This window comes from Acinetobacter lwoffii, assembly GCF_019343495.1.
Classification (GTDB): domain Bacteria; phylum Pseudomonadota; class Gammaproteobacteria; order Pseudomonadales; family Moraxellaceae; genus Acinetobacter; species Acinetobacter lwoffii_P.
In genome coordinates, this window is sequence record NZ_CP072550.1 from 128,323 (window position 1) to 153,821 (window position 25,499).

The window sequence follows — 25,499 nt, forward strand, 5'->3', positions numbered from 1 at the left end:
ATGTTTTTCACTTTTAAGCCCAATAAATGCGAATGTCTTTTTTGACTCCTCTCTTGTTAGTACAGTGGAAAAATCAAAAAAATGAAGTTGAGAAATCATAAAAACACAGTGGTCCTTTTTTACAGTGAAGTGCTTGATATGCATAGTTTCAATAGTCTTTTGCCAGTTGCGATGCCTTAAATTTTTAGGGAAAAATACGACTCTAAGCCTATCATTATTGCAGTTTAATTGGTGTTTAAGGTGTCAAATCTTTATATTTAAGATGCACAGCACTAAACCATAAGATAGGTTTTTATAAGTAGCAGCTTTAATGTCTTTAAACTTTTAAATTAGGAATGGTATATACCAAGATGCATTTTTTCTTCAAACAGTTTTTATCAATTTATTTAATATTAAAGAAGCTGGCTTATAAATAAATTGCATTATCACCAATAATATTTTTAATATTAATTAAAAAAAGCATATTAACATCTTTATTAATATACTTCTATACTGTAAAATATAAATTACAGTATTAATAATATTTTAATTAAAAAAAGAATAAATGTACTTTGTTATTTTCTGTATAAATTATATTCTAAAAAAAGAACAAAAAAGAATAGAAAAGATAATAAAAAGAAAGAATAAGACTATAAAGGAATATAAAAGACGTCTAGCAAACTATAAGAGCTCATTTACTCTCTATAATTGATTGAAAAAAGTACGTTGTATTTCCATTTCAGATAGGTACTACTAAAAAAAAGCATTGTTTTGGACAGACAATGCACTTAAAAAGAGTATTTTTTACAGATTTGTCTTGTTTAGGCCAGGTACGACTGCCTGAAGAACGCCCTTAGATATACGTTAAAGCTTATAAATTAGGTTTAAGCGAGTGCCTAAAAGTCGGCTTTATACCTTTTAAGGGATTTTTTATAATTAATAAAGTGCATTTTAATAGTTTTTAGACTAAAATCATTTTGTCTTTATACCCACTTAATCCGGAGTAAAAATGAAGCACAATAAAAAGCTTTTAAGCGTTCTTGTAATTTGTTTAATGATGTCTGGGTGTGCTAGTCGTGATGTAACGCAATTAAACGTAGCAAGCCCTTTATCTATTATATCTGAAGCATCTCAAGAGGCTTTAATTGCACAACAGAACTTAAAGAACTCTTCTGCAATTCAAATGCAAACTGTTCAGAAGAAACAAGGTAGCATCAACCATGACCTTTTAAATATCGACTACATAGGCGATCCAATACCTTTAATTAAAAGTATTTCTAGCCAATACGGATACCGTTTTGTAGAAGCTGGTCCTACTCATGAGCTTCCAATTGTTAATTTTAATAAAAAGCGTCTTACTGGTGTAGAAGCTTTACGCGATGTTTCTGCATATTTAAATACTGCTTCGATAACTCTAGATCATCAAAATAAAAGTATTTTATTGACTTATAACTAATACCCTTTAAATCCTTTTATACATATCTGGAGTTTTTATGGACTACTCTAATAATGCTTCATTACAAGAGCTACTAAACCCATCTAACCAGTCTTCTTTAGAAGTTCATGTTAGTAATGTTGAACAGCAAGCTCGTTATGAAGCCATGCTTGAATTAGTTAAGCAAAAAGGTATTAAGTTAGGGATCAATACTTATTTAAGCAACGCTCGTGAGGTCATCAAAAGCCAAGAGCGTAACCTTGATACAATCTTTAACTTTAAACCTTACATGATCAAAGATGTTGTTGTTCCCCCGGTTATTATTGAATCAAAAGATGTAACTGAGACACCTAATGCCATGTCGTACAAGACGACTAAGCAGACTTATAAAATCTTGAAACAAGCTCGTTTCAGTACTCGTGCACCTGATTGGCGTCAGTACCTTGTTTTCCCTACACTTGATAGCAATGTTGATTACGTGACTTTCATTCCGAAAGAAATGTTACCAGCTAACGAACAAGAACGAAAAATATGGAAAGAGACTGCTGCTAAGTCTTATGAAATGGGTTTAGTTGAGGGCCGAAATATTGTTGAAGATGCAGTAGATCGTCTTAAACGAGATTATTTGGGGATGGTTACTTTCCATAAGTTTGTTTTAGAGGGCAAGTTATCAATGCCAGCAATTAGCAGTCAATCACTGGCTGTTTCTTCTACACAAGACACTATTGCTCTTGATATGAAATTGCTTCAAATCCAACAATTACCGCAGTTCAATTCAAATATTGAAACTTGGAAACCAATTCTCCAACCTGAACAAATTGCACCTAGCTATCAAATTCCAAAAATTAACCTTGTTAGCGAACCTTAAGTTCGCTAACTCAATTGGAAGTTTTAAATGCAAATGAAGGTTTCGACATTAAAAGCAAAATCTGCATTATTTGATGTTAACAAGATTAAAGGATCTGAAAATAAGATTCTGACAGCTACCAAAGACATTCGCAAAGACTACGATTCTAGCCGTGGTTTTGGTTTGGCTACATTAACAGCCATAACGACATACAAAGATCCGAAACAAGGGTTTAAAAGTCGCGATGAATTTGAAAGTCTTCTATATGAAGCATTAGCTCATGGTGCTTCAGATATTTTCATTAGTCCAGATCGCCCCATCACAATGATGAAAGACTTGGAGTTATATTCGTTAACACACCGTATTATCAATCGTGATGAAGCTCTACACATCCTAAGAACGATTGCTGATGAAAATGCCTACTTAGTCCTTATTAATAATAAGTTTATTAATAAGGCATATCGTATTCTGCAGAAAGACGCTTCAGGTAAGGAAACTCGTTATAACTTTCGTGTGAACGTATCTCGAACTTCGTATCGTGGATCTGGAGATTCTTTTCAGATAACGTTACGTACAATTTCTGGCATTCCCCCTCACTTTTCAAAAGTGGGTTTAGATGAAGATTTCATTAAAAGATCGCTACCTCACAATGGTTGCTACATCATTGGCGGAATCACTGGTTCTGGTAAAAGTACAACACTAGCTTCAAATATTCGCTATGTGTTGGAAAATAATACTCATATTCGTGGAAATATTTTGACTCACAACGAGCCTATCGAATACGAGTATGACGCAATTGAAAGCACACACAGTATTGTTAGTCAAAGCGAAATCCCCAATAACTTCGAGACTTTTGCGGATGCAAATAGAGAGGCGATGCGTAGACGTCCTGCTGCAGTTGAAATCGGTGAATTGCGAGATAAAGAAACAATTTCTGCAGCTCTAGAACTTTCTTTAACTGGCCACCCTGTTTTTGCAACGGTTCACGCAACCACCGTAGACAAAATTATTCCACGTATGTTGAAGCGCTTTAAGCATGAAGAACATCTTCAGGCTGCAGCTGACATTATTGGTTCAGTTTATACATTGATTGCTCAACGTCTTGTTAAAGATGTGAACGGCAAGGTATTTGCTGTAAGGGAACACTTAATTTTATCACCTCAACTGAAAGAAGAATTGCTTTTAATTGATGATATTCATGCTCAACAGAAGTTTATTCGAGAGTTAATGATTAATTCTGATGGTTCAGATCCAAACATCAGTAAGAGTTTCAGGAAACAAGCTGACGATCTACTCAAAGCTGGTCGTTTGCATGAAGACTACTATTACAAACTGATTTATTAAGAGGCGAATATGGATGATCAATATGCACACTGGTCGCAATTTAGATTAAATCTAATCCTATGGGGCGGTTTAAACGGATATTTGTTTATACCTTTTCTAGCTGTTGTTATTAAGTTTTCCTTGTTCAAACTTATGCTTTTCATCGGCTTGATAGTAGCAACATTGGTTATTGAAAAAGTATTTAAATACAAATACAGCTATATCCCCTCTGCTCTTAGACGCTTAGTTTTTGGGGGCAATAAATACACTAGACGCGGTAGAAGACGTTACTCGTTGTAAATCTTGAAAAATTGAAAGGTAAACTTATGAAAAATACTCAAAATGAAAAACCAGCGATTGAAGAACGTTATATTGTTCTAGGTATTGATGATGGACATGGCGGTACAAAGCTTTATGCTGGTCTAGATCAAGATGGAAATGAAATCAAACTGACTATTCCTAGTATTGCTTATTCAGGAAAAGTCCTCACTGGCGAAGAGGATTCTACTGACTATTATGTGGTTAAAGTAAATGAAAACTTTTATACAGTTGGTAAGAAGATCAATAGTAGTGTTCCTCTGGATACCAGAACAGACGAATACCCGACATCTGAATATAACAAGGCACTAATACACCAGGCAATTAAGGCCTATATTGACCATATCGGAACATATGATGGTAGAGCGTTTGCAATCGCTACTTCACTTCCTGTTAGTCGCTATTACACACCTGAAAAAACCAAAAACATGCCACTTATTGATATGAAAACTAATTTTCTACTCAATGGTGATGTTTGCTTCAACTTAAAAGATCATAAAGCTGGTAAACCGCTTAATATCATTAAAAGACATATTGTTAAATGTGAAGCTCAAACAGCTTATTTTAATGAGATTATTGATGTACACGGAAACGGTTCAGAAGATAGTGATCTTTTAATAAGTTCTGAATGTGCTGTAATCGATATTGGCGGTAAAACCACTGATATTGTAGTCACATTAGATGGAGGAAACATGCTTGATGGCCATCGTTCTACATCACGTAACCTTGGTATTCTTACCATCTATGAACGAATCACTAGCTTAATTCTTGAATCTGGCTATAAAACAGTTAACGCTAACTGGCTAGATTTCGCACTAAAATCTGGAACTTATGGTATAGGATCTCAAGCCAAAGATATTACAGGTTTAATTCAGCAAGCTAAAAACGAATTCATGATCGAATTAAATAACTTTATCTCTAAACAGATCGGTGGAGGCGATGATTTAGCATTAGTATTATTTTGTGGAGGCGGTGCAGCTTTTCTTGAAAAAGAGATTAAAGAAAAGTACGACTTACCGAACGTAAGAATCGCTGAATCACCAGAGTACGCCAATGCTAAAGGTTTATATAAGTTAGCTAAATACATGTATAAAATGTACGCAGAAATCAAATGACAGATTCAAACTACATACAACTATCCTATCAATTAATTCACTTAACAAGAGAAGATCTTGATGTGATTAGTAATGTTAATAGAAATCTACCAGGTCTAGACTTAAACGCTTTTAGTTTAAGTCTGCTGTATTTAGGATTTATCTTTTGTACTGACAAGCAGAAGATTTTTCTAAATGCGCCAGTGCAAAATGAAATAGACGAGACGTTTGCACAGCCTGTACGAATGAAAATAGATAAAAATGCAAATCAAAAACTATTTAATTCAATTAAAAAACATCCTCAAGGAAAGCTTCGTAGAAATTACATAACTGCTGTTTTACATGCTGGTATAGCGGTTCTAATTGAGCTTTCATACCTTTATAAGTTGTATGAAGTTAATGAGGATATGGCAAGCCTATATTCTGTCAATTCTTTCCTATTAAGGTTTGGCTTAAGTACTTGTGTTGAAACATACACCAAGTTTAATACTGCTTACTATGTGTACGATATTGAATATCTTGAAAAAAAGTATCTTGATCATATATCCATACAAATACCAGAAAGTAGTAAGGAGCAAATTGAACAATCACCTAAAAAGCCCGTAACTAATTCTATCAAGAGCAAGGAGGTTCCTGTTCAAAAAGCAGTTAAGATAAAGGAAGCTAAACATACTGAACATAAAAACATTCAGGACCACTCCCCTACCGTTGAAACATCTCAAAATACCGAAACGTCCGAAATTAACAATGCTAAACCAAGTCAAAACGTATCTGAATCAAAACCAGTAACCAATCCAAGTAGTTCGGATTGGCTTAACCAGACTTTTAATCCAGATCTATTATAAAAAAAACCGGCAATGCCGGTTTTTTTCATTCAAAGTTTTGAAACTTCAATCATTCAAGCTCTTAAAAAACTCTTCAATTTTTCTAGCTTTCTCTTCTGTAATATCTGCATCCAAGGCTACTCGCAACTTAAGTACACTCTTACCTTTGGTACCACATTCAGAACTCATAGAACCAAATTTAACGCCCTTATCTGTCTTAAAATCGAATTTAATCTTACTCGGTTGTTCTTCAGTAGTAGCTTCTTCAGTTTTTTCAGGCTTAGTCGCCTTATTTGCTTTTTCTTCTTCACTCAAAATAGCTATAAATCCTTTATGACGCTTGCCCGTGGATTTAAATTCTTCAACGTATTTATCCCATTCTGGTCTTAACAAGTCGAAAATTGCTTTTTCAGTTTTAGTTTCTAAAGCTTTATTTATTGCGGTATTCACTTCTTGAGCAATATATCCAGAAATTAGCTCAGGATCTTCGTTCAAAGAGTCCAAAATGAACTCAGGTAAGTCTAGAATATATTTGAGACGGAAATACTTCGACTTATCAATCGCAAATTTTTCAGTAACAAATTCATAACTTTCAAAAGGATAACCAAACTCTTCACATAATTGCTTGATTTTTAATATGCTTTCAAAATCTGAAAGATTTTGTCTAGCAGTATTATCCAATAAAGCTGTTATAGCAGCTTTATCATCATTCATAGATGTTTTAACTAAAGCAGTAATTCTCTTGAGCTTTAAAATCTCTTTAATTGCTCTAAAACGTCTCTCACCAGCAATTAACTCGTAACGATTACCCTTCTGTCGAACTGTAATCGGGTTAATTTGTCCATTAGTTTCTATATCAGCAGCCAAAATTGGCAACTTCTCATATACACGTTTATTCATGATACGTGGTTGATAAGGTGATGGATCAATTAAATCAATGTCGATTGATTCTAAATGAGATCCGCTAACAATATTTTTTGTTTCTCGCTTAGCTAGTGGGTTAAGACTCCCCTCTTCTATGGTTGGAGTCGCTGTATTTTCTTTTACATCAGTAACTTGAGCATCACTCCCTGTTGCATTAGCAACAGATGTTTTTTTCATGCTTTTTACTTTATCTTTAAAGTTCATATCAGCACCTTATAATTTTTTGTATTCAGAAACCATTAGATCTACAAGTTGATTAATTGCTTGTTTTGCTGGTGTTTCTTTTCCAGCATCCAGATCAAATACGGAACACTTAACATATGATGCTTGACTAAAAACCGTAGCATTTGGAATACAGATTAATTCCTTATTTACCAGTTTTTCTTGCAATTTTGGTTGAGCATATTCATTGCGAATATCTTCAGCCAAGGTAAGATCCACTGTATTACGCTTGTTATAAAAGTTTAGTACTGGCGATAGAATTTTTAAATCTGGATTGCTTGTCTCTAAGTCATCCATAGAGTTAAGTATATCTTCCAAACCCTGAATACTGTATTCACCCTGTAATGGAATTAATAAACTGTTTGATGCTAACAAAGCATTAAAAGTTAGAGTTTCCATTCGCGGTGGACAATCTAACAAAATAAAGTCGAAATCCCCTTTTATCTTTCTTAATACACTTCTAATAATTTCATTAGGAACTGGACTAGAACGCTGAATATTGATTTCAACATCACGAATGTTATTAGCACAAGCAATCAAAGACACATTTTCAAAGTTGGTTTTATCTGGACCTTGTATAACATCGTGAATGTTAATTGTTTTATAGTTTTCAAAAATATCTTTTAGAGTGCCATCTATATCGTTAATATCTGGAACATTTGAAATATGTTTTGTTGCATTACGTTGGCTATCTAAGTCGATTACTAAAACCGTATAACCTAATTTTCCAAGCTTAGCAGCACAATTCACCGTAGATGTTGTTTTGCCCACACCACCTTTAAAGTGGATGCTTGTACAAATATAAGTTTTTCCTGAGTTCTTTTCCATTTTTCAATCACCTTTCAAGTAAAGTCAAACAATACAATATTTGAAAAATATTTAAAATACTTTTTCACTTTATTTTTAATATATTTCAACTTTTTCAATCTATATGCCTAACATGTGTCCATATCTTATGTGTTTTTCATTATCAGACTGATAACAGCTTTAGATTCCTTGGCGTGGATTTTTTCATTATCAGACTGATAACAGCTTTAGATCCCTTGGCGTGGTTTTTTACATTATCAGACTGATAACAGCTTTAGATTTTTAATCGTGGATTTTTTCATTATCAGACTGACAACAGCTTTCGATTTTTAATCGTGGATTTTTTCATTATCAGACTGATAACAGCTTTAGATCCCTTGGCGTGGATTTTTTCATTATCAGACTGATAACAGCTTTAGATCCCTTGGCGTGGTTTTTTTCATTATCAGACTGATAACAGCTTTAGATTCCTTGGCGTGGTTTTTTTCATTATCAGACTGATAACAGCTTTAGATCCCTTGGCGTGGATTTTTTCATTATCAGACTGATAACAGCTTTAGATCCCTTGGCGTGGATTTTTTCATTATCAGACTGATAACAGCTTTAGATCCCTTGGCGTGGTTTTTTTCATTATCAGACTGATAACAGCTTTAGATTCCTTGGCGTGGTTTTTTTCATTATCAGACTGATAACAGCTTTAGATCCCTTGGCGTGGTTTTTTTCATTATCAGACTGATAACAGCTTTAGATTCCTTGGCATGGTTTTTTTCATTATCAGACTGATAACAGCTTTAGATCCCTTGGCGTGGTTTTTTCATTATCAGGCTGATAACGGTTTTTCGATTCTAAATCGTTGATTTATTCATTATCAGACTGATAAAAATGGAGTTGCCAAGAAGAGGGGAGGGCTTACTACTACTTACAGTTAAATAAATGAGTAGACGTTGTGAAATGCACAACTGAAAATGATCTATATTAGCTGAGTAGGGGAGTGCCCTATTCAATAAAAAGACTACCAACAATATTTATAGAGAAATTTATTATATAGGCGGTTAATCCACTTAAATGTCTAGTAGGGGAGGGCTTCTTATTCATTCTTTTTAGTATTTGACCAAGAATACTGGCTTAGTGTTGAGATTGACCTGATTTAAGCTTTAAAAGGTATTAAATGCCACTTTAGTCAAGAGCTTAAAACCAGACTTAAAATCCTTAAAAGGTTTAAGGGGAATTAGATTAAAACCAATATTAACTATATAATACCCAACAATACACATATTAATAGGCTATAAAATGGCAGATCCAAAAGATAAGCTTGTACATGAGAATCATATTTATATATTTACTGTTGTTATGGTTTTAGTGGCTTTTTTGGCTGTATGGTTTGCTTATAAACCTCAAATTGTAGGGTTTTTAGTATACACAAAAGGCATTTTAATTATTCCTCTATGGTGGATACATAGCATATTCAAAGCTATCGGGCTTAACTACGTGCCTTTACTAAGTGAGTTGGTGTATTCAACAGAACACCTATGTAAACCAACAAACAATTGGCTTCCATTATTTTGTCAAAATAAGTTTAGCGAAGTCACTATTTTTCAAATTTCAAAAGCCAGTCAAGCATGGAATTTATTAATATTTTTGCTGGCAACACCTTGGATAAAGAAAGCTTATGACCGCTTCAACAGCGAGCATCCAGCACGGGGCTTTATCAAAAGCATGAACCTAGAAGAGTTCATAGAGGAACAAATTCCAAACCAAAGACACTTACAGGTTTTTGGTCCATTAGACTTGTCAAAATATGATACGAACAATGGTCATTTTAAAGCGCTAGATTCAACTTATGAGTTTGCAAATAGGCATGAGTTAATTACAGGAACTAAAGAGCGCCTTGTGAACATTACAATCAACGGAGTAACGAAAGAATATAATGATAAAAGTGAAACAGTACCTATCATAGATGAAGAGAAGTTTTTAAATGTCTTACGTGAACAACTAGGGGATCTTTGGATAACCCTTGATAATTCAAAAGAAACATCACCCGATGAATTATCGTATTTATCCGATGTTGATACAATTTTGCTAGCTTTGTATTTACCAGTAGCATGTGCAACCGATGAATCTATGGATGATGAAGAGTTCCGTAAAATCAAAAAAGATTCAACAACATTAATTAATTACTATTGGGATATTTGCACAAAAAATATACCTAACAACCCATTGTTTGCAATTGAAAATCAGTATGTTGAGGGCGATCGTAAGCTTGTAGGGTTTAATTTTGATTTCCTTAGAAAAAGAATTCACAAATACATTAAACATCCCGTTGCTACTAAGATTTTTAAAAACCATGCATATGTAAGAACTATTTTGTGTGAGGTTGTATTAACAGCAAGACAACTAGGTGTAATGCCACCAACAGATATACGCTGGTTAAAACTATACAATCGAACTGCATACGCATTCATACAGAATATTGGTAGACCGTCTTTGTTTAGTGAGGGTTTAGGTCCAATCTCGCATTATCTAATTGAGGTGAAATTAGGGAAGCCATTAGAAGAGCCAGACTTTAACATTGGCCTTGTTGGTTTTGAATACGAATTATTGAGTTTTGCCATGACTGAAGCTAGACAAAAAGCTGCTGAAGATGTGAACAGTATTATTCGAGTAGTAGAGTTTACGGACAAGGAATTAAACAACGGATCTTATAACTCTAAAAACAATGATAAAGATGATTTTAAGTATAGTGACGATCATGTTTTTGATATGGTGAGCGTAGAAATACCACAGGATGAAATACAAAAAAACAAGCAAAAAGGGTTTTAGTCTTAAACTTATAAGTTATAATTGACCGGTATTAAAACACCGGTCTTTTTTATTTAACTATTTTTTTAAAACCATATTTTAACTATACTGCTAAAACATGGCTTAAAAGGTAATACTCTAAAATGCTTTTAAATAATTTCACTAAAATAGTAGCAAGTTGCGCTATTAGTATTATTACAATCTCTACTTACGCTGCACCATCTCAGGACCTTACTTCTAAGATGCAAAAAATGGGCAAAGTAAAAGAAGTTAAACCCTTTAGTGGAGGTTTAACTTCTTGGATTCTTGAGGCACCTAATGGGAAAAATGCGGTGTTTTTTACAACATCCGATGAAAAAGTCATCTTACATGGTACAGCTTGGGATTCTGCTACTAAAAAAAATATATCTGAGCCTCTTAAATTAACTGCAAAAAAAATGAATACACCAGCACGACAACCAACAGCTTCCGTTGGGAATTTGGCCAGTGCATACAATCATCCAGTCTTTAAAGCTGTAAAAACGCTTTCAGGGTTTAAAGAGGGGAAAGCGAATGATAACAACACTGTTTACATCATTTACGATCCACGCTGTAAATATTGTCACGAAACATTCAACCTTTCTCGCTCATACGTTAAAAGCGGTGCAACTATTAAATGGATTCCAGCTTTAGTTCTAAACCAAAGTGAAAACGGAAAACAATTAGCAGCTGGAATTCTTCGTAAACCATCTGAAGATACTATTAATAAAACCTTTAATGGAACAGATGAAGAAATTAACTCAATTAAAGTGATTCCTACACCACAGGAACTTGCTGAGTTGGATAAACACTTAGGCGCTCTTCAATCTATCTTCTTCTATCACGAAGATATTGTTGCAATGCCAAAAGAAGATCGTGAACAGCGAGAAGCAATTCGTAGCGCTGGACAAAAGCCACAGCCACTAACTGCTGGTGTACCAGTTGCTATCTTTGTAAATAAAAAGACTGGAAAAGTTGAAGCTCGTAGAGGAACTTCAGAAACAGCCACTCTTGACTATATTTTCAAATAAGAGGGAATTGAGATGAACAAAACTCAATTGAAAGCTTTCCAATCGATTGTCGGAAACTTTTCACCTTATTTCTCTAAGATAAACAATGAGTCTATGTTTTTAGATTCTGACCTTTCTGGAGATACGGATAGAAATCGCCAGGTGAGCATCTTCAATATAGATGCAAAGGCCACGGATCTACTATTAACGATCAAAGGATTTGATCAGGTCGAGAATAATTTGTTTAGAGGACAAGTTTTCTTAAAGTCTGACGAAAACACAGAAATTCTTATAAGTGAGCCATGCTATTACTTAAACAAAAGCAAGGTTCGTTTCAGTACATATGAACTTCAGAGCTACATAAAGGAAGTTTGGCATCAAGCTCTAAATGAATATAAGGCTGATGTTACAGACAGCCCTATACGTTCTAATGAAGAAAAATACAGCTTATCTTTAGCAGATAGATTCTCTAGTTTTAAAACGTCTTGGCCAGCTATGGGCATTGTAGCTGCAGTAGTTGTTTTTGCTGGAGGCGGTTACTTTTTAGGTTCAGGTACTAATGAGAAAAATGCATCTTCAGAAACAAGTTCGCAACAACTAAGCACATCTGATAACCCTGAACTTGACGGTAAAGCCTTGGCTCTTAAAAACATGGGGTTAGATCCTAACTCAATGGCTTTTGATAACTCATGCTTTCAAGAAAAATAAGGTGAAATATCTATGAGAGCTAGACGAATAGAAAACCTTGAAGCATTACAGCTAAAGGCCTCAGAAATAGCACAAATAACCGTTAAAGAGTTGGAAGCACGACACTATTTAGTTTGGTGGTTGAGCTCATATGACCGAAACATGAAACGTGGCTATAACAATGAAACCATTTGCTTAAGCACCTATCAGGTGAATGAGTTTTGTTTTTCATATGCAATCACAAGCGAAGTTGAAAAGTTTTATTTACTAATACAACCCGAAAATTGGTTTTTAAATGATTTAACTTTCGAGTCTGCTTCTATAGATGAAAAAGGCTTAGTTTTAAATTTAGCTGAAGTAAATGATCAGTTATTCAAGCTGTATATATCGCGAATGCAAATCAGATTTAATCTTGATGAAATTCATGCTGAACGTTTAACACACGCAAAGAAATATGCAAAAGAACTGGTCTTTATTCAATACAACCCACAGAAAAATCAGGTCATGAATGTAGGTGTTTCTATCAATTTAGAAAACAACACAATCACTCGAAAATCATCAAATCAAACGGCAAAAAATAAGCGCTTGAAAGGGGCATTCTAATGAAGAAATCAAACTATTTTAAGGTAATTGGTGCAATAGCAGTTTCAACAGTTGTTTCACTTGCTTATGCTGGCTTTACTGAAATTAATAGTTCTGGAGACATTGTATCTAAAGACAGTGCAAATGCTTTACGCACCAGTTTTTCAACACCAAATCAAAATATACCAGCGCCATTACGCACATATTCACTATGGGATAAGATCTCAGAGACAACCAAATATAATGGCACAGTACAACCAAAGCCAACACCTGTTGCAATTGAGAGTACATCTTCTCAAGCACAAAATATTCAAAGCAAGAGCAATATTAATGTGGCTAACATAGAGAGCCAACAGGAAATCAAAAGATTACAGGCAGCACTAAAAGAGAAAGAAACTGAGAATAACAAGCTCAAATATTCAAACCTTGAGATGCAAGTGCAAGTAGTTGAACTAAAAAGCGATATAAACGAACTGAAGCAACAAGTTAACTTTTTAGCAAGCCAGATGCAAATTGTTGAAAGCGATGTGCTTGTAATGAAAAACAAAAAACCAAGTTCTTTTTTAGCACGAAATTAAGCAATGGTTGTGAAGAAAATTACTCAAAAACCTACCAGTGAACAGCAACGAGCAATTGATAAAGCAACACGACTAAAAACCAGTTTTAAATTGATTGCTTTTGCTGGTACTGGTAAGACTACGACATTGATCCATTGTAGTAGTGCTTTGCAACAACTAGGTAAGCTTGGACTATATCTATCATTTAATAAAAAGATGGCAGATGAAGCTAATCAAAAATTCGCTGAATATGGGCTGAATTCAGTCACATGTTCTACATTCCATTCTCTAGCTTACAGAAATATACCTGGTTGGCTGAAAAATAAGATTAACAAACCTACGTTACTTCCTAAAGATATTGTTCAAAAGTTTAAGCTTGAAAACATTCGATTTCAGTACAACGGGAAAAACCGACAACTCACCGATCTAACATTAGCGCTGATTATCCTTAATACATTACGTTATTTTTGTATGACAGTGGATCAGACTGTTACCAATGATCATGCTTACATAGCTTTAAAAGAACAAACATCAATTAAGCGCAATGACGTTCTTGAAGATAAAATCACTTCAATTGCGAAAATGATCTGGAATGATGTAGTTGATCCAAACGGTGATTATGGTATTACACACGATTACTATCTCAAGTGGTGGGTACTGCAAAAACCACAACTTGATTTTGATTACGTGATGGTAGATGAAAGCCAAGATAGTGACCAATTAATACTAGACGTACTCAAACGTCAAAAAGCAAAAGTTATTTTTGTTGGAGATCCATACCAAAGCATATATGGCTTTAGGGGTGCGAAAGATATTTTACAGAACCTAGATCTTGAAGCATTGTACTTAGAACAGTCGTTTCGGTTTGGTAATGCAGTTGCAGATATAGCTAATCTACTTCTCAATAAACTTTTTGGTGAAACCAGACAGTTAAAAGGTTTACCAAGTAAAACGTCAAAAGTTACCACTTTCAGTACATCAAGTTATGCACCATCTTCATTGAACGCGATTATTTGTAGAACAAATGCTACGGCTTTTGAATACTTTTTTAAGTTTCATGGCTACCTTAATGGCGAAAAGAAAATACGTCTTGAGGTTGATGGAAAGCGCAGTAAAGATATTTTCAGTGGGATTTTTCAACTGAGAGCAAATAAACGGCCAACGTGTAAAGAGCTTCAAAACTTTTCTTCCTACCAAGAGCTTGTGGACCATATACAAGTGTTTGGAGAAGTGGAGGGGGCAACTACAGAATTAAAAACCTTTCTGAATCTAACAAACCAATACTCATGGCAAGTGATTGAGTGGGCGTTAGAAAATAGTATGGCTGATGATGAAACTGACCCAAAAAACACTTTGGTCATTAGCACATCACACAAGAGTAAAGGTTTAGAGTGGGATAATGTCCTAATCGCAAAAGGCTTTAACTATAAAATTCTCGATAAAAAGCTAATGATTTCTGCAGATGAAAAACGGCTGTTGTATGTGACCGTAACACGAGCCAAAAACATATTATTTACAGATGGCATTAATGATTTATTGGAACACTTAAATTCAAAAAATACGGAGATTTCAAATGCCTAATCAAGTTGAAGTTCTGCAAAATAGAGTGTTTCAGGCATGTCACAATGCTAGTTATATTCGCGGAGAGTTTCATCACGAACCGTATATCATGGAGCTTGTTAAGAAAAAGGGCTCACAGGTCGCAGATATAATCACACCACTTCTTGAAATGTTTCATCTAATTGAAAAGGAAACAAAGTCAATCTTTAGTTTCACGGAAGATTTTAATTTCAAGCAACGCCATTTTGAACCAGGTGTTTATCTCAAAACTAAAGAGATATTAAATGGTGTAGAAACGTTCGATGGCCTGGCTATCGTTGATATTCCTTCAGGATCTTTTAGAAGCATTGTCATAGATTCAGGCGGTGGAATTGCTTCAAGTAAACATACAATTGAGCAGTTTAAGGAATTAAAGGGGAGATATTTAATTCCATTTTATTTTGATGGAATATATGTGCACCCTCACTGTTATACATATTTTTTCATCGAAAATGATATTAAGAGGGTGATGCCCCTTGAGGCTTATGATTCAAGCAAAGTAGGAAATGAGCAAAACATGGGCTTGCATTGGGTAGAAGAAGCAATTGAATACGGTAATCTTCACTTTGGGTTTGAAGTTGAAACACCAGATACCGAAACAATTATAGAAAAAGTCTAAAACCAAACGACAAAAAAGGGCATCTTATAGATGCCCTTTTTATGTTTTGAAATTAATAAGAAAGGTCGATTGCCACTTGTGCTAAAGATGTAAAAGCAGAGGATTCACACATAAAAGATTGACGAATAAAAAACGATGGATTGTATGAGCTCACCATAGTTTGACTATCACAGTTTTGGCTAAATTTAATATGTTGTGTATTGATTGCTTGCCAAGCTGCAGCATTCTTTTGACTTTCCGCACGAACGTCTTTGATGAAACGTGTTAATGATTGGTTGTATGGTGTATTGCACTTAAGTTCTGGTGAACCGTACTCAGAATCACGCGCTTCATTATAATTAAACACGCATTTTTGATACTCAGCTTGTACCTTGTTATAAGCTTGAATAGCTTCAGCTTTGGTCTTATAACCAGCGTTGGCAGATGACGTAATAATGGTAGCAGCACATAACAAAGCTAAACTTAAAAACTTTTTCATAACCTGATCCTTTATTACTTCATTAATGCCGGAATAAACATTGCCCAACCTAATTTATTGGTCGCTTTACATTGCATGCTTAGTGTTTTGTACTTTGCAGTCTGGCCAGCGTATAACTGATCGCAGTTAGCAAGTAACTGAGTAAAGTTTCGATTGTGATCAGCTAGAACACGCGGAGCTTCTTCATTATTAATATATTTAGAAGCAAGGCTACCAAGCTGACTTGCGCGGTTATAAACATTTGTATAGCAATTTAGGTGTTTTGCATCAAATGGATCGTTAGAAACCGCAGCACATTTAACGTTTACTAAGCGCAGTTTTTCAAGTTCAGCACGAATAGAGTCTGAGCTAGTATTAGCACTAGCATTAAAAGATGCACATGCTAAAAGGCTAAAACCCAATAAAGACAAAAATCTGTTTTTCATAATATTTCCTTTAATTGCTCTATTAAGGGTATTCAGAATAGTAAGGGCATAAACGCATAACAATACCTTCAAATGTAACGGCTTCAGCTAAAGTCACAACACCATCTCGAGGGTTTCTATCGAGGTTTCTGTTCGCATTATATTCACGACTAGGGCTTTTATATGGTCCACCTAAAACTAGAGCATAAAACCCAGCTATTGTTTTATTATTATAGTCGCTTTTACGTTGTCGTGCTTTTACTGCAAGATATAAATCTAATAATTCGACTTGTTGTTGAGCACTCAGTGTAGTGATTTGCTTAGGGTTTGATTTAATTGAAGCTGGTATTCCTCTCGCTGTTAAATCTGAAGCATTAATATCTGTTATACCAATTTTAGTCCATTGACTTAAACCATATGCACCAGCGTTGTTGTCAATTTTAAGATTAAAACCGGCAGATTCAAAACCAAGAATAGCTGCAACGTCATTAGGGTTATAACCATGTTTTAAAGAAACACGTTTAATACCATCTTTAACCGCACCAAAAGCACCTGGTATACCCCAACCACATTTACGATCTGGAGTACCTTGTCCACCTTTTAAGATTTGTGCATCTGAATAAACTTGCCCGTTTCCACCTTCCTCAAAAAGCTGTTTCATTTCAACTACTGCTACTTCAGGAATAACAGTTGGTTGTTCAGCTTTCGTATAAAGTTCATCTACACGGCCAGAATAGCGTTGAGTTTCTGACGCTGTATAAGCTGCCAAAAGAGCCTCTAAGCGTTCATTTTGTTTATGGATCTCTTTAGTCAAATAGTTTTGTGCATTGATAATGTTTAGCTTTTCAATCAAAAGCCCCATCATCGACATAGTTGCTAATTCATTAAACCATTTAGAGTTGCCATAACGTCCAGTACCAATGTTTTCAATTAATTCTGCTGGCGTAGAATTAAGTGCACCAATATCAAAACCCACATCATCAGCCGTACCACCAAAAATAGTTCTAGGCGGTGCATATTGAGCAACATCATTTGCATAAATGGTACCGCTTGCAGCTGCTTCAGGTGAGATAGTACCGTCAGCAATCATTTGAGCGACTTGCACTTGTGCAGATCCATAAGCATCCATCGAAACATCGCCACTAAATGCAAGTGCTGGAAGCTTTTTGCCTTGTTTTACTGCAATGCCATCTACCGATGAAGAAACGGGGAGGGTGATTCCTGTTGATGATGAATATAAGGCATTCCATTGAGTCCTAATGGTGTTACCCAAGTACGGTGTGTATTTGTTTTCTAATGCTTGTCCTTGTGGCGAGACACTAATCACAACGTCTTGAGGTAAATATGGCGTAGGATCTGTTAACTTATATTCAGAACTACCCACATATGGCGCAGATCCTTTAACGCGTTGCTGAAGTGCAATGGATGGATTTTTAAAAACTTGATCTAAGTTTTTATTCAGCCAAACATCTAGCCCACGTTTTGCCTTTACACCATATTCAATGTGCAAATGCACGGCACATGAACCACAGCCTTTATTTGACATGTGTGCGATGTTTTGACCAGCTTGAATACGTTGACCAGGGTAAGCGTTATATTTTTTTTGATACGATGGATCAGTATGGCGATACATGATTCGATCGCCAGTATCCATCTGCATAATTAGTGGGTTAGTGGTTGATTGGTTGCTTGCACCAGATGAACGTGTGTCATAAGAGACAATAGAACCTGAACCAATTGCTTTAAGTGTAAGGTCATTAGGATTCGCACGACTAATATCAATACCGTTATGACTACCAGCAGCGCCCCCTCGCAAACGAAATTCACCAAAACGACCAGCACTACGGCGCCCATCATTCGGCATGATCGAATATTTATGGAAAATCATTTTTTGAGCGTTGTTAGGAACTTTTGCCGTATTAGCATTTGTAGCGGTTACGTTTTCAGAAATAGGATCGGCGTTAGCGGTATAAATAAAAGCCGAACAAGTCACTAAAATTGCGACTTTAATGCCACAGCTCAAGGGCTTTAATTGAAATGAGGGTTTAAATTTCATAAGTGAATCGCCAGGCTTAAAGGAAGTTCTTAAAATAAATTAACTTCTTATTAAATGTCCCTAATAGCTAAGTGGACGGATTAAGTATATACGATTAAATACTTATTTTATACTTTAAAAAAAGTTTTTAGGTTTTGTTTTAAGATAGTATATACATATAGCGTTAATCTTATTGATAGGTTTAAGAATAAGGTTACATGGTTTTAATATTTTAATTTAATAAAAGTAGTGAGGTATCTAAATATGTTAAATCACGCACACGTTTTAAGCGCTACTTTCGACCAAGCGATTGACCGTGCTTCAATGGGATTAGACTTTTTAATCCAAAACAAAGTACACATGAAGAATGAAAATGCCTTGTTAGCTCACATTGAAATGCTAGAAAACAGAATCAAAGGTATTACAAATCAGTACAACGAATTGGTTACTGAAGCGAACGCACACATTGATGACGTTACAAGCAAGCACAATGAGCTGGCGAACAAGTACAACAATGTTTGCGCCCAAATGAAAGCAAAAGACATCGAGCTTAATAACAAGCAAATTGAGTTAGAAGAAGAGCGTATCAACAACTTTGACTTACTTGTGCAAAACCGTTCATATAACAATTTGAACCGTGCTTACAGTCATGCAGTTGGTCAGCTAGAGAAAGATCAACAGCAACTTGTTAATATCGGCGTTCGTAGATTTATTTTTAACTCTACAAACAAAAACAACATTCAGAAAATCAACTTTTAATTATGAATATTTTGATAAAAAAAATGGTGCTTATAAAGCACCATTTTTTATTGTCTAGATTTTAAGGTTTACCTTTAAACTTAGACAGAGTTGAACTTAAACCTGAACGCACACGATTAGTCATAGTGCTACGGCCAGAAATATTAGATTTCTTGGTTGCACTAGAACTAGCACCAAAACGTGCATTAGGAGTCGAACCAGTACCATACGTATAGCCAGTACCACTTGCAACATTCACACTACCGAAAGTAGAACCAGTCTTAGATGCTGATGCTTTAGCTACACCACGATTAAACGTAGAAGCTGTTTTTCCGTAAGCATTTGCACCATATAGACCACCACCAGTAGTAGGCGTATTATTTGTACCACTTACACTTGTAGCACCCATACCGAATGTAGATTGACCTTGGCTTGGGGTAGGTGATGTTGGTTTAGCACCAAGACCAGTTCTACCACCCGTACCACCAGTGACACCACTTGGAGTAATACCACCTGTACCACCAGTTGCAGCGCCAAAAGAAGCGGATCTAGCTGGCATGTTTACAGGGCTATATGCAGTCGTACTACCAGTACCGCCTAATGTATTACCACCTGTACCACCATTGCCACCACCACCACCTTTCGGATTATTTGGACCACCCTTACCACCATCAGGACGTCTACCAGGCGGTAAAGGACGGCGAGATGCTGGAGATGGACCAGACAACGTACTTGCAGCGCCACCAAACTTTTGAATAGCTTCTTTTGAGTTTGTTTCACCCCACTGACCGCCATTCAATCCAGAACCAATCCATTGTTGTACTTGGTCAGCAACACTAAATACCAACCCGTAAATCAGGTAGATCGCTGAAGTCATCAAGAATAGATATAAGAAGAACTTCCAGATAAACGTAATCAGCTCAGTAAAGATAACTGTAAACGTATTAGATGAATAAGCGATGCTCATTGCACCTTGGTAGCTAAAGAACATATCAGTAAGCGTAACAAGAGCTGGCCCGATAATAATTTCAGCCATCCAGAAACCAACAATGATAAATATTGGTCGCATGAACAACGTTAATACCGTGACATAACCTTGTGTTTGGCTACCGACAAAAGTACGCTCAGGGATCATGTGCATTAGCGCCCATAAAGGCAAACCACACACAGCGTATAGGATATGGATGATCCAACCTACACAAGCTAGACCAAAGAAGATCATTGGCATATATGGAATAACAACCGCCATCCACACACCAAGAATCGTCAAATACGTTACTAGCTGACCAAGGATAGGAGCAAAGATATTTTCAACGGCATATTCTAAAGCGTTGGTGCCTTCTTCAGTTACGCCCTTAAGCCCTGGTACCCATTGAACAAGAGCAGAACCAGAACGAGCAGTAAGCACGACTAATTTCATGCCGACAACAGTACCTTGAGCCACAGCTTTATAGACTAAGATTGCTTCACCAGTATCTTGAATATTACGGATAACATTCGTATTGCGGTGCAATGTAGTAGGGCTGATATTTGAGCTTGACGAATTATTATTTAATAATTCCGCATCGCCTTTTTCACCGACCAATACACCCATTACCAATGATTTAGTAATGTTTGTTGCCCAAGCAGAACCATATGCCGAAAACTTTTGATCGATGTTGGATACTTTGTTTGAGTCACCACCATCGGTAGACATTGATATTAAGTTGGTAGAGTCGGCAATATCGCCGTTTGCCACCCAATTATTGTTGGATGTAATGCTACCAACAGCATTATCCATTGCAACATAAACGGTGTTATAAATTGCTTCACCTTTTGAGTTGCTCATGATTGCTGAATTCAGTGTAGGAGGGCTGAACGTCCACAAAGGTTCAGTAATATACTTCTCAACAATAGCGCGATATTGACCTACTTTAATACGAGCTTCAGGCGTCATCATCCAACCGCGCTGATTTAGCGTATTAACAACAGTTTGAACCGCAGTATAGCCATTTTCAGAAGTCAGAACATTATTCGTTACGGTATGACTCTTATTCACATAATTATCAACTAGCGCATTGAAAGCATCCATAGCAGCTTTACTAATCGGGAATGTTCCTTCCTGTTCAGTGGCATTAGGGCTTACTTGATATGCGATATACCACTTTTCTAAATCGATAAAGAATTGACGATATAGATTGTTCTTTTCTTGTTGTAACTTAGCTTGAACATTTGCCAAAGCAACGTTGATCTTGTTTTGATCTGATTGGCGAAGTTTATAAACAGGAATGTCCATTAACTCAGCATTAACCGCAGCTGGATTAACAACGTTCATTGAAGCACCGCCACAGATCGGCTCTTTTTTGCCCCCAACTTCTAAACGGCTGTCAGCGTAAGCGAAGTTATAAGTAACAGATGTCCAGTTACTTGCAGTTTTAGCGGTTTTATCAATGTAGTTTTGCTTTTTCTCTACTGCAGTCATGCTAACACCAGGATTAGCATTCGCCCCATAAGCACCATCACTAAAATAGCGCCCGAATGCTGGCGGTAGAGTATAAAACTCTTGGTTTAGAACGTTAATACAATGCAACTGGCGAAGCATAACAGGCGCATTTTTCCTAAATCCAAAGATGTCACGCTGATGATCGTGCGTATCTGACAAACTAGCCGAAGCCATTAAGGATTCGCCTAACGTTCTATTATTAATTGTATTGGATACATTATTTGACCATAGCACCATACCTAGCACGACTACTTGAATGAAACAGTAGCCGGACGCCGTAGGTAAAAGTAAAATAATCGAATATAATATTCGGGAAAACATCGTAGTGACTTTTGAATCTTTCCCGAAAGCTTCACCGTCCTGGGCGCTTTTCAAAAGTGCTGTTAAACCAATACCGATCGCAAAAACCAAAACCAACGACATTGCCACACTAGCTACACCGCCTAATAATATATTAGTGAGTAAACCTGATGATGGTACTGTCGAGGCTGGTCCAGACGCATTGATAAACGCATTGATGAAGTCGTGTCCAAAGATAGATGAGAGAAGAGTAACGGCTTGGTCGCCATCACAATTCGGATTTGTCGATTGACAAAATAAACTCATAGCTAACTCACCGTTTTTCTTAATGCTTCTTATACATCGCTTACTTAAGACGACTAAAAGCAAAGTGTTATAAATTACAAGTTAGACGTTTAACTAAAAGGCTTAATACCTTTTAACCAAAGAATCATTAAAACCATTTTATTACAAATAACAATGGTTTTTAAATTAGCAATAATGTACCACAAAACTGTTATTGGTATATACAGAAAGTTTAAACATGACTTGCTAATTGTTTTAATGATTTAGTTTAAATACAAGAGACTATTATGGATAAAGCAAAGTTTACATCTCACTTAATTTTACTGTCGGAAATTAAGAAATCTGTATCTAAAGATATGGGGAAAGATATAACTGTTTTAGAGTTATCCTACATACTCAACCAAAGCATAAATCCTTTAATGGCAATAACTTATAAAGAAAAACTAGATAAAATAAATACTTTTGAATTAGATCCTATTGAAGTTCTCAAAAAACGGAAGAACCTAAAAATATTAAAAGTATTAAACCTCATGCTTACGTTAAATCTAGACAAAACCATTAAAAAAGACGATATAGAAAGTTACAACGAGTATAAAGACAAGTTTTTAGAGAACATCGCAACAATAGGTTTAGACAGATTAGAGCAAGAAGCGTTAAAGGTACAAATTGAAAATTTATTGAAGTATAATTGGGTATCTTAATACATCTCTTAATTTTAAGATTCTGACTTTAATAAAGGGTTTAAGCCAAATGGAAAACATACAGAACGAAGAAGATATACTTCAAGACGCGACCAGAGCCGTTTTTAATTGTGGCACTAGTTTTAGTGAAGCTAAAGTAGTTTCCCTTACTGACGAGTTTAACCCACAACCTACACTACAAACACAACGAACCAACCTAAAATATATCTACGACAATAAACTACCGAATGAAATTGGACGTCAATTAGCGCAAGAACCAGAATACCAAGAAGAAACACGTTCATTACTTGTTGGTCACTTTAAAGAAATGGCTCTAGAAGATTTAATTGAGCAGCAAGATTACCAAAACCGCTACAAACAAACAGATCCAGAATTGGACCAAGACAATGAATCTGAAAACAATATGGATAATGAATACACATCACGCCCACCAGAGCCTAGACCTTGGTAAGCCTAACCATTAAAAAGAAAATGCCCGAATGATGGGCATTTTTTATATCTACGTAATATCTAGCTTCAAAAGTTCAGATGGATCTATGCGCTGACGGAATGAACATGCGAGTTCTTTTACAATTTGATTTTGATATTGTTTGCGGTCGAATGTGTCAAAAGCTGAAACCTCAATTTCAGGATCAGTGATTGCATTTAGAAGATCCTTGGTTGCATTGAGTGATGCTGTAGGACAAACATAGATAAGGTTAAGCACTGAAGTACGAAGCAAAATATCTAATAAGTGATATTTGGGCGGTTCCAGTTCCTTATCTACATTAGAAAAGTAGTTCACAAGATAAATGTCATTTGATAAATGCAGATTGATATTGTCAATGAGATCTTTGGTAACACCGTCAAGAATGCCATTCACCTTCAACAAAAGTTCAGTGTTTTCTATGTCTTTAATTTTTTGCGTATCGACACGTTCATTAAATAAGTTGTTTAGATTTCTCAAAAACTTTGGTTGTGGCGCCGTAGTTTCAAAATACATCTGATTTTTAATACGGTTCTTCATGTAAGTTTGGATCATCTTAGCTTCAGAAGAAAGAAACTCAATCTTAAACGTGTCGTATGACACTAGATCAATAAATACTTGCTGGCCAGCACCCGACTTAATATCAAACCAGTTCATAAAAATACTGGCTTTGAGTGATTTCAATTGTTTAAGAATAGCCGTCTTCTCAAAATCATTCATATTGAAGTAGCTACTTGAAAAAGTATCGAGATAAAACTTCCATTTATCTTGCACTATATTCCACGCTTGATTAATAGAAATGATTGGAGCATCTATAATTTCATCTTTGATGAATTTTGACAGCTCATATAATTCATTTAAACGTGCTTGGTAGTTGAAGTCTTGAGTAATCACATTCTTTTCTGATGTTGTGGACTCAGAATCCTCAAGATCCGCACCAACCAATAAATAAGCATCGGTTACTTTTGGTGTTTCCTTATTTGACGGTGCTGGTACTGGAGCACTAGAAAGTTCAGTGGAAAAAGTTTCATCATCTTCCGCTGGCGTATACGGCGGTGTAGTCTCTTCATTAGGAGAACGTGCGTCTGTACGTTCAGCAAAAAAGTAAAACAATTCTTCTTGCGGTGCAACTTTAAACGGCGTCACATTATTATTGATGATTGCTTTTACAATATGGTTTGCCAGTTTAAGCGTGTAGGATAGGGCATGTATATAAAGCTCTAATGTTGCAAAGTTACTGGTATCAACTTCATTAGCACCAAACCAAGATAGGTTACGCAGTTCAAGCCAGCTCGTGAAAGAAGCGTGAGAGCTATTAAAACTTAGATCTACGGTCTTGGACAAATAGATAAAAACGCAAAACAAAAACCTATTTTTGTACTCATACTTAAATACATCAGAATCGGTCCAGATCTTATTCTCAATGAGAGCAAGAATGTAATTTAAAAGCTCATGGTGTTTAATCGAATCGATTAAGTTGTCTGGTAATACTTTTAGTTTATTAAGGTGTGGTTTTACAGGTGCATCATTGGATGGTTTAAGGAAGTGGTAGAACAAGTTAAATGTTTGCGTATCATCTATATCAATTACAGGTTCATAATCATCTTCATCTACGTTATTTAGATCCTGTTGAATATCGACTATTTGCCCGGTGTGACCTTCTGAACGGTCAATCTGGCAGATACTAAAAAGAACAGGCAAAACCCCGACAATATTACGGTTGTCAATTGTTTGATAGTGGGTATCAAAAAATATCGTATCAGCTAAAAACGTACCTTTATGATAGTTGAGAAAGAAGAATAGTACGTTATTTAAAGAACGGTGATTTTCACCAGAAGAGGTGTTAGAAGTAGCGTTAAAGTCATCGAAAAAAACTAAATTTGTATCCATCTAAAAATACTTTAAACCACACCCTTAAACTATTACTAATAAGCATATAAGTTTTAAGAGAGGGTTTAAAGTTAAT

The 25,499-nt window shown here is 35.6% G+C and carries 22 protein-coding genes; 15 read left to right on the forward strand and 7 right to left on the reverse strand.

The window, feature by feature from the left end; translation table 11 throughout:
* Positions 1-988: 988 nt before the first annotated feature.
* The 5 genes from J7649_RS15000 (at position 989) to J7649_RS15020 (ending at position 5,841) form a co-directional block, all read left to right on the forward strand.
* On the forward strand, positions 989-1,435 hold the full coding sequence (locus tag J7649_RS15000; protein WP_219310158.1) for a DotD/TraH family lipoprotein: 447 nt from the start codon (positions 989-991) through the stop codon (positions 1,433-1,435).
* 37 nt (positions 1,436-1,472) lie between these two features.
* Positions 1,473-2,282 carry a type IV secretory system conjugative DNA transfer family protein gene (locus J7649_RS15005; protein ID WP_024160789.1) on the forward strand — a complete coding sequence of 270 codons (810 nt, stop codon included), beginning with the start codon at positions 1,473-1,475 and terminating at the stop codon, positions 2,280-2,282.
* A 27-nt stretch (positions 2,283-2,309) separates the two neighbouring features.
* Positions 2,310-3,605: an ATPase, T2SS/T4P/T4SS family gene (locus J7649_RS15010; protein ID WP_024160788.1), complete on the forward strand. Its 1,296-nt coding sequence runs from the start codon at positions 2,310-2,312 to the stop codon at positions 3,603-3,605.
* Between the two features lie 305 nt (positions 3,606-3,910).
* On the forward strand, positions 3,911-5,017 hold the full coding sequence (locus J7649_RS15015; RefSeq protein WP_024160787.1) for a ParM/StbA family protein: 1,107 nt from the start codon (positions 3,911-3,913) through the stop codon (positions 5,015-5,017).
* A complete protein-coding gene (locus J7649_RS15020; RefSeq protein WP_024160786.1) occupies positions 5,014-5,841 on the forward strand; it encodes a hypothetical protein in 828 nt (275 codons plus the stop codon). Before J7649_RS15015 ends, J7649_RS15020 begins: the two co-directional genes overlap by 4 nt.
* A gap of 45 nt (positions 5,842-5,886) precedes the next feature.
* Here the strand turns inward: J7649_RS15020 and J7649_RS15025 are convergent, their stop codons facing one another.
* Both J7649_RS15025 and J7649_RS15030 read right to left on the reverse strand, forming a co-directional pair.
* Positions 5,887-6,948, reverse strand: coding sequence for a ParB/RepB/Spo0J family partition protein (locus J7649_RS15025; RefSeq protein WP_024160785.1), 1,062 nt, complete (start codon positions 6,946-6,948; stop codon positions 5,887-5,889).
* Between the two features lie 9 nt (positions 6,949-6,957).
* Positions 6,958-7,794, reverse strand: a complete 837-nt coding sequence (locus tag J7649_RS15030) for a ParA family protein (protein WP_005028640.1) — start codon at positions 7,792-7,794, stop codon at positions 6,958-6,960.
* A gap of 1,269 nt (positions 7,795-9,063) precedes the next feature.
* Between J7649_RS15030 and J7649_RS16825 the strand changes: the two genes are divergently transcribed.
* The 7 genes from J7649_RS16825 (at position 9,064) to J7649_RS15070 (ending at position 15,644) form a co-directional block, all read left to right on the forward strand.
* On the forward strand, positions 9,064-10,593 hold the full coding sequence (locus J7649_RS16825) for a secretion/conjugation apparatus DotM-related subunit (protein WP_024160802.1): 1,530 nt from the start codon (positions 9,064-9,066) through the stop codon (positions 10,591-10,593).
* Between the two features lie 122 nt (positions 10,594-10,715).
* The gene (locus J7649_RS15045) at positions 10,716-11,621 is read left to right on the forward strand and encodes a hypothetical protein (protein ID WP_005028646.1); all 906 of its coding nucleotides are present in this window, start codon (positions 10,716-10,718) and stop codon (positions 11,619-11,621) included.
* Positions 11,622-11,633: 12 nt separating this feature from the next.
* Positions 11,634-12,308, forward strand: a complete 675-nt coding sequence (locus tag J7649_RS15050) for a hypothetical protein (protein WP_005028648.1) — start codon at positions 11,634-11,636, stop codon at positions 12,306-12,308.
* A 12-nt stretch (positions 12,309-12,320) separates the two neighbouring features.
* Positions 12,321-12,890, forward strand: coding sequence for a hypothetical protein (locus J7649_RS15055; RefSeq protein WP_005028650.1), 570 nt, complete (start codon positions 12,321-12,323; stop codon positions 12,888-12,890).
* Positions 12,890-13,447 carry a hypothetical protein gene (locus J7649_RS15060; RefSeq protein WP_005028652.1) on the forward strand — a complete coding sequence of 186 codons (558 nt, stop codon included), beginning with the start codon at positions 12,890-12,892 and terminating at the stop codon, positions 13,445-13,447. Before J7649_RS15055 ends, J7649_RS15060 begins: the two co-directional genes overlap by 1 nt.
* A gap of 3 nt (positions 13,448-13,450) precedes the next feature.
* The gene (locus J7649_RS15065) at positions 13,451-15,007 is read left to right on the forward strand and encodes a UvrD-helicase domain-containing protein (protein ID WP_044100668.1); all 1,557 of its coding nucleotides are present in this window, start codon (positions 13,451-13,453) and stop codon (positions 15,005-15,007) included.
* Positions 15,000-15,644 carry a hypothetical protein gene (locus J7649_RS15070; RefSeq protein WP_005028658.1) on the forward strand — a complete coding sequence of 215 codons (645 nt, stop codon included), beginning with the start codon at positions 15,000-15,002 and terminating at the stop codon, positions 15,642-15,644. The genes J7649_RS15065 and J7649_RS15070 overlap by 8 nt, the downstream gene beginning before the upstream one ends.
* Positions 15,645-15,696: 52 nt before the next feature.
* Here the strand turns inward: J7649_RS15070 and J7649_RS15075 are convergent, their stop codons facing one another.
* From J7649_RS15075 to J7649_RS15085, 3 genes are read right to left on the reverse strand one after another with little or no spacing between them, the layout of a single operon-like run.
* The gene (locus J7649_RS15075) at positions 15,697-16,122 is read right to left on the reverse strand and encodes a hypothetical protein (protein WP_005028662.1); all 426 of its coding nucleotides are present in this window, start codon (positions 16,120-16,122) and stop codon (positions 15,697-15,699) included.
* Between the two features lie 14 nt (positions 16,123-16,136).
* Positions 16,137-16,547: a hypothetical protein gene (locus tag J7649_RS15080; protein WP_005005820.1), complete on the reverse strand. Its 411-nt coding sequence runs from the start codon at positions 16,545-16,547 to the stop codon at positions 16,137-16,139.
* 22 nt (positions 16,548-16,569) lie between these two features.
* On the reverse strand, positions 16,570-18,582 hold the full coding sequence (locus J7649_RS15085) for a peptidoglycan DD-metalloendopeptidase family protein (protein ID WP_005028664.1): 2,013 nt from the start codon (positions 18,580-18,582) through the stop codon (positions 16,570-16,572).
* 243 nt (positions 18,583-18,825) lie between these two features.
* Here J7649_RS15085 and J7649_RS15090 point away from each other — a divergent pair, with 243 nt between their 5' ends.
* Positions 18,826-19,320: a hypothetical protein gene (locus J7649_RS15090; RefSeq protein WP_005028665.1), complete on the forward strand. Its 495-nt coding sequence runs from the start codon at positions 18,826-18,828 to the stop codon at positions 19,318-19,320.
* Between the two features lie 61 nt (positions 19,321-19,381).
* Here the strand turns inward: J7649_RS15090 and J7649_RS15095 are convergent, their stop codons facing one another.
* Positions 19,382-22,387 (reverse strand): DotA/TraY family protein, encoded by a 3,006-nt coding sequence (locus tag J7649_RS15095; RefSeq protein WP_005028667.1) that lies wholly within the window; start codon positions 22,385-22,387, stop codon positions 19,382-19,384.
* Between the two features lie 266 nt (positions 22,388-22,653).
* Between J7649_RS15095 and J7649_RS15100 the strand changes: the two genes are divergently transcribed.
* Positions 22,654-23,067, forward strand: a complete 414-nt coding sequence (locus J7649_RS15100) for a hypothetical protein (RefSeq protein WP_005028668.1) — start codon at positions 22,654-22,656, stop codon at positions 23,065-23,067.
* Between the two features lie 49 nt (positions 23,068-23,116).
* A complete protein-coding gene (locus J7649_RS15105) occupies positions 23,117-23,518 on the forward strand; it encodes a hypothetical protein (protein ID WP_005028669.1) in 402 nt (133 codons plus the stop codon).
* Between the two features lie 48 nt (positions 23,519-23,566).
* Here the strand turns inward: J7649_RS15105 and J7649_RS15110 are convergent, their stop codons facing one another.
* A complete protein-coding gene (locus J7649_RS15110; RefSeq protein ID WP_005028670.1) occupies positions 23,567-25,423 on the reverse strand; it encodes a phosphohexomutase domain-containing protein in 1,857 nt (618 codons plus the stop codon).
* Between the last annotated feature and the right edge of the window lie 76 nt (positions 25,424-25,499).

What these genes read in the sequence shown, in the direction of transcription:
- J7649_RS15000 (WP_219310158.1), top strand. Translation starts at nt 989, where the DNA reads ATGAAGCACAATAAAAAGCTTTTAAGCGTTCTTGTAATTTGTTTAATG.
- J7649_RS15005 (WP_024160789.1), top strand. Translation starts at nt 1,473, where the DNA reads ATGGACTACTCTAATAATGCTTCATTACAAGAGCTACTAAACCCATCT.
- J7649_RS15010 (WP_024160788.1), top strand. Translation starts at nt 2,310, where the DNA reads ATGCAAATGAAGGTTTCGACATTAAAAGCAAAATCTGCATTATTTGAT.
- J7649_RS15015 (WP_024160787.1), top strand. Translation starts at nt 3,911, where the DNA reads ATGAAAAATACTCAAAATGAAAAACCAGCGATTGAAGAACGTTATATT.
- J7649_RS15020 (WP_024160786.1), top strand. Translation starts at nt 5,014, where the DNA reads ATGACAGATTCAAACTACATACAACTATCCTATCAATTAATTCACTTA.
- J7649_RS15025 (WP_024160785.1), bottom strand. Translation starts at nt 6,948, where the DNA reads ATGAACTTTAAAGATAAAGTAAAAAGCATGAAAAAAACATCTGTTGCT.
- J7649_RS15030 (WP_005028640.1), bottom strand. Translation starts at nt 7,794, where the DNA reads ATGGAAAAGAACTCAGGAAAAACTTATATTTGTACAAGCATCCACTTT.
- J7649_RS16825 (WP_024160802.1), top strand. Translation starts at nt 9,064, where the DNA reads ATGGCAGATCCAAAAGATAAGCTTGTACATGAGAATCATATTTATATA.
- J7649_RS15045 (WP_005028646.1), top strand. Translation starts at nt 10,716, where the DNA reads ATGCTTTTAAATAATTTCACTAAAATAGTAGCAAGTTGCGCTATTAGT.
- J7649_RS15050 (WP_005028648.1), top strand. Translation starts at nt 11,634, where the DNA reads ATGAACAAAACTCAATTGAAAGCTTTCCAATCGATTGTCGGAAACTTT.
- J7649_RS15055 (WP_005028650.1), top strand. Translation starts at nt 12,321, where the DNA reads ATGAGAGCTAGACGAATAGAAAACCTTGAAGCATTACAGCTAAAGGCC.
- J7649_RS15060 (WP_005028652.1), top strand. Translation starts at nt 12,890, where the DNA reads ATGAAGAAATCAAACTATTTTAAGGTAATTGGTGCAATAGCAGTTTCA.
- J7649_RS15065 (WP_044100668.1), top strand. Translation starts at nt 13,451, where the DNA reads ATGGTTGTGAAGAAAATTACTCAAAAACCTACCAGTGAACAGCAACGA.
- J7649_RS15070 (WP_005028658.1), top strand. Translation starts at nt 15,000, where the DNA reads ATGCCTAATCAAGTTGAAGTTCTGCAAAATAGAGTGTTTCAGGCATGT.
- J7649_RS15075 (WP_005028662.1), bottom strand. Translation starts at nt 16,122, where the DNA reads ATGAAAAAGTTTTTAAGTTTAGCTTTGTTATGTGCTGCTACCATTATT.
- J7649_RS15080 (WP_005005820.1), bottom strand. Translation starts at nt 16,547, where the DNA reads ATGAAAAACAGATTTTTGTCTTTATTGGGTTTTAGCCTTTTAGCATGT.
- J7649_RS15085 (WP_005028664.1), bottom strand. Translation starts at nt 18,582, where the DNA reads ATGAAATTTAAACCCTCATTTCAATTAAAGCCCTTGAGCTGTGGCATT.
- J7649_RS15090 (WP_005028665.1), top strand. Translation starts at nt 18,826, where the DNA reads ATGTTAAATCACGCACACGTTTTAAGCGCTACTTTCGACCAAGCGATT.
- J7649_RS15095 (WP_005028667.1), bottom strand. Translation starts at nt 22,387, where the DNA reads ATGAGTTTATTTTGTCAATCGACAAATCCGAATTGTGATGGCGACCAA.
- J7649_RS15100 (WP_005028668.1), top strand. Translation starts at nt 22,654, where the DNA reads ATGGATAAAGCAAAGTTTACATCTCACTTAATTTTACTGTCGGAAATT.
- J7649_RS15105 (WP_005028669.1), top strand. Translation starts at nt 23,117, where the DNA reads ATGGAAAACATACAGAACGAAGAAGATATACTTCAAGACGCGACCAGA.
- J7649_RS15110 (WP_005028670.1), bottom strand. Translation starts at nt 25,423, where the DNA reads ATGGATACAAATTTAGTTTTTTTCGATGACTTTAACGCTACTTCTAAC.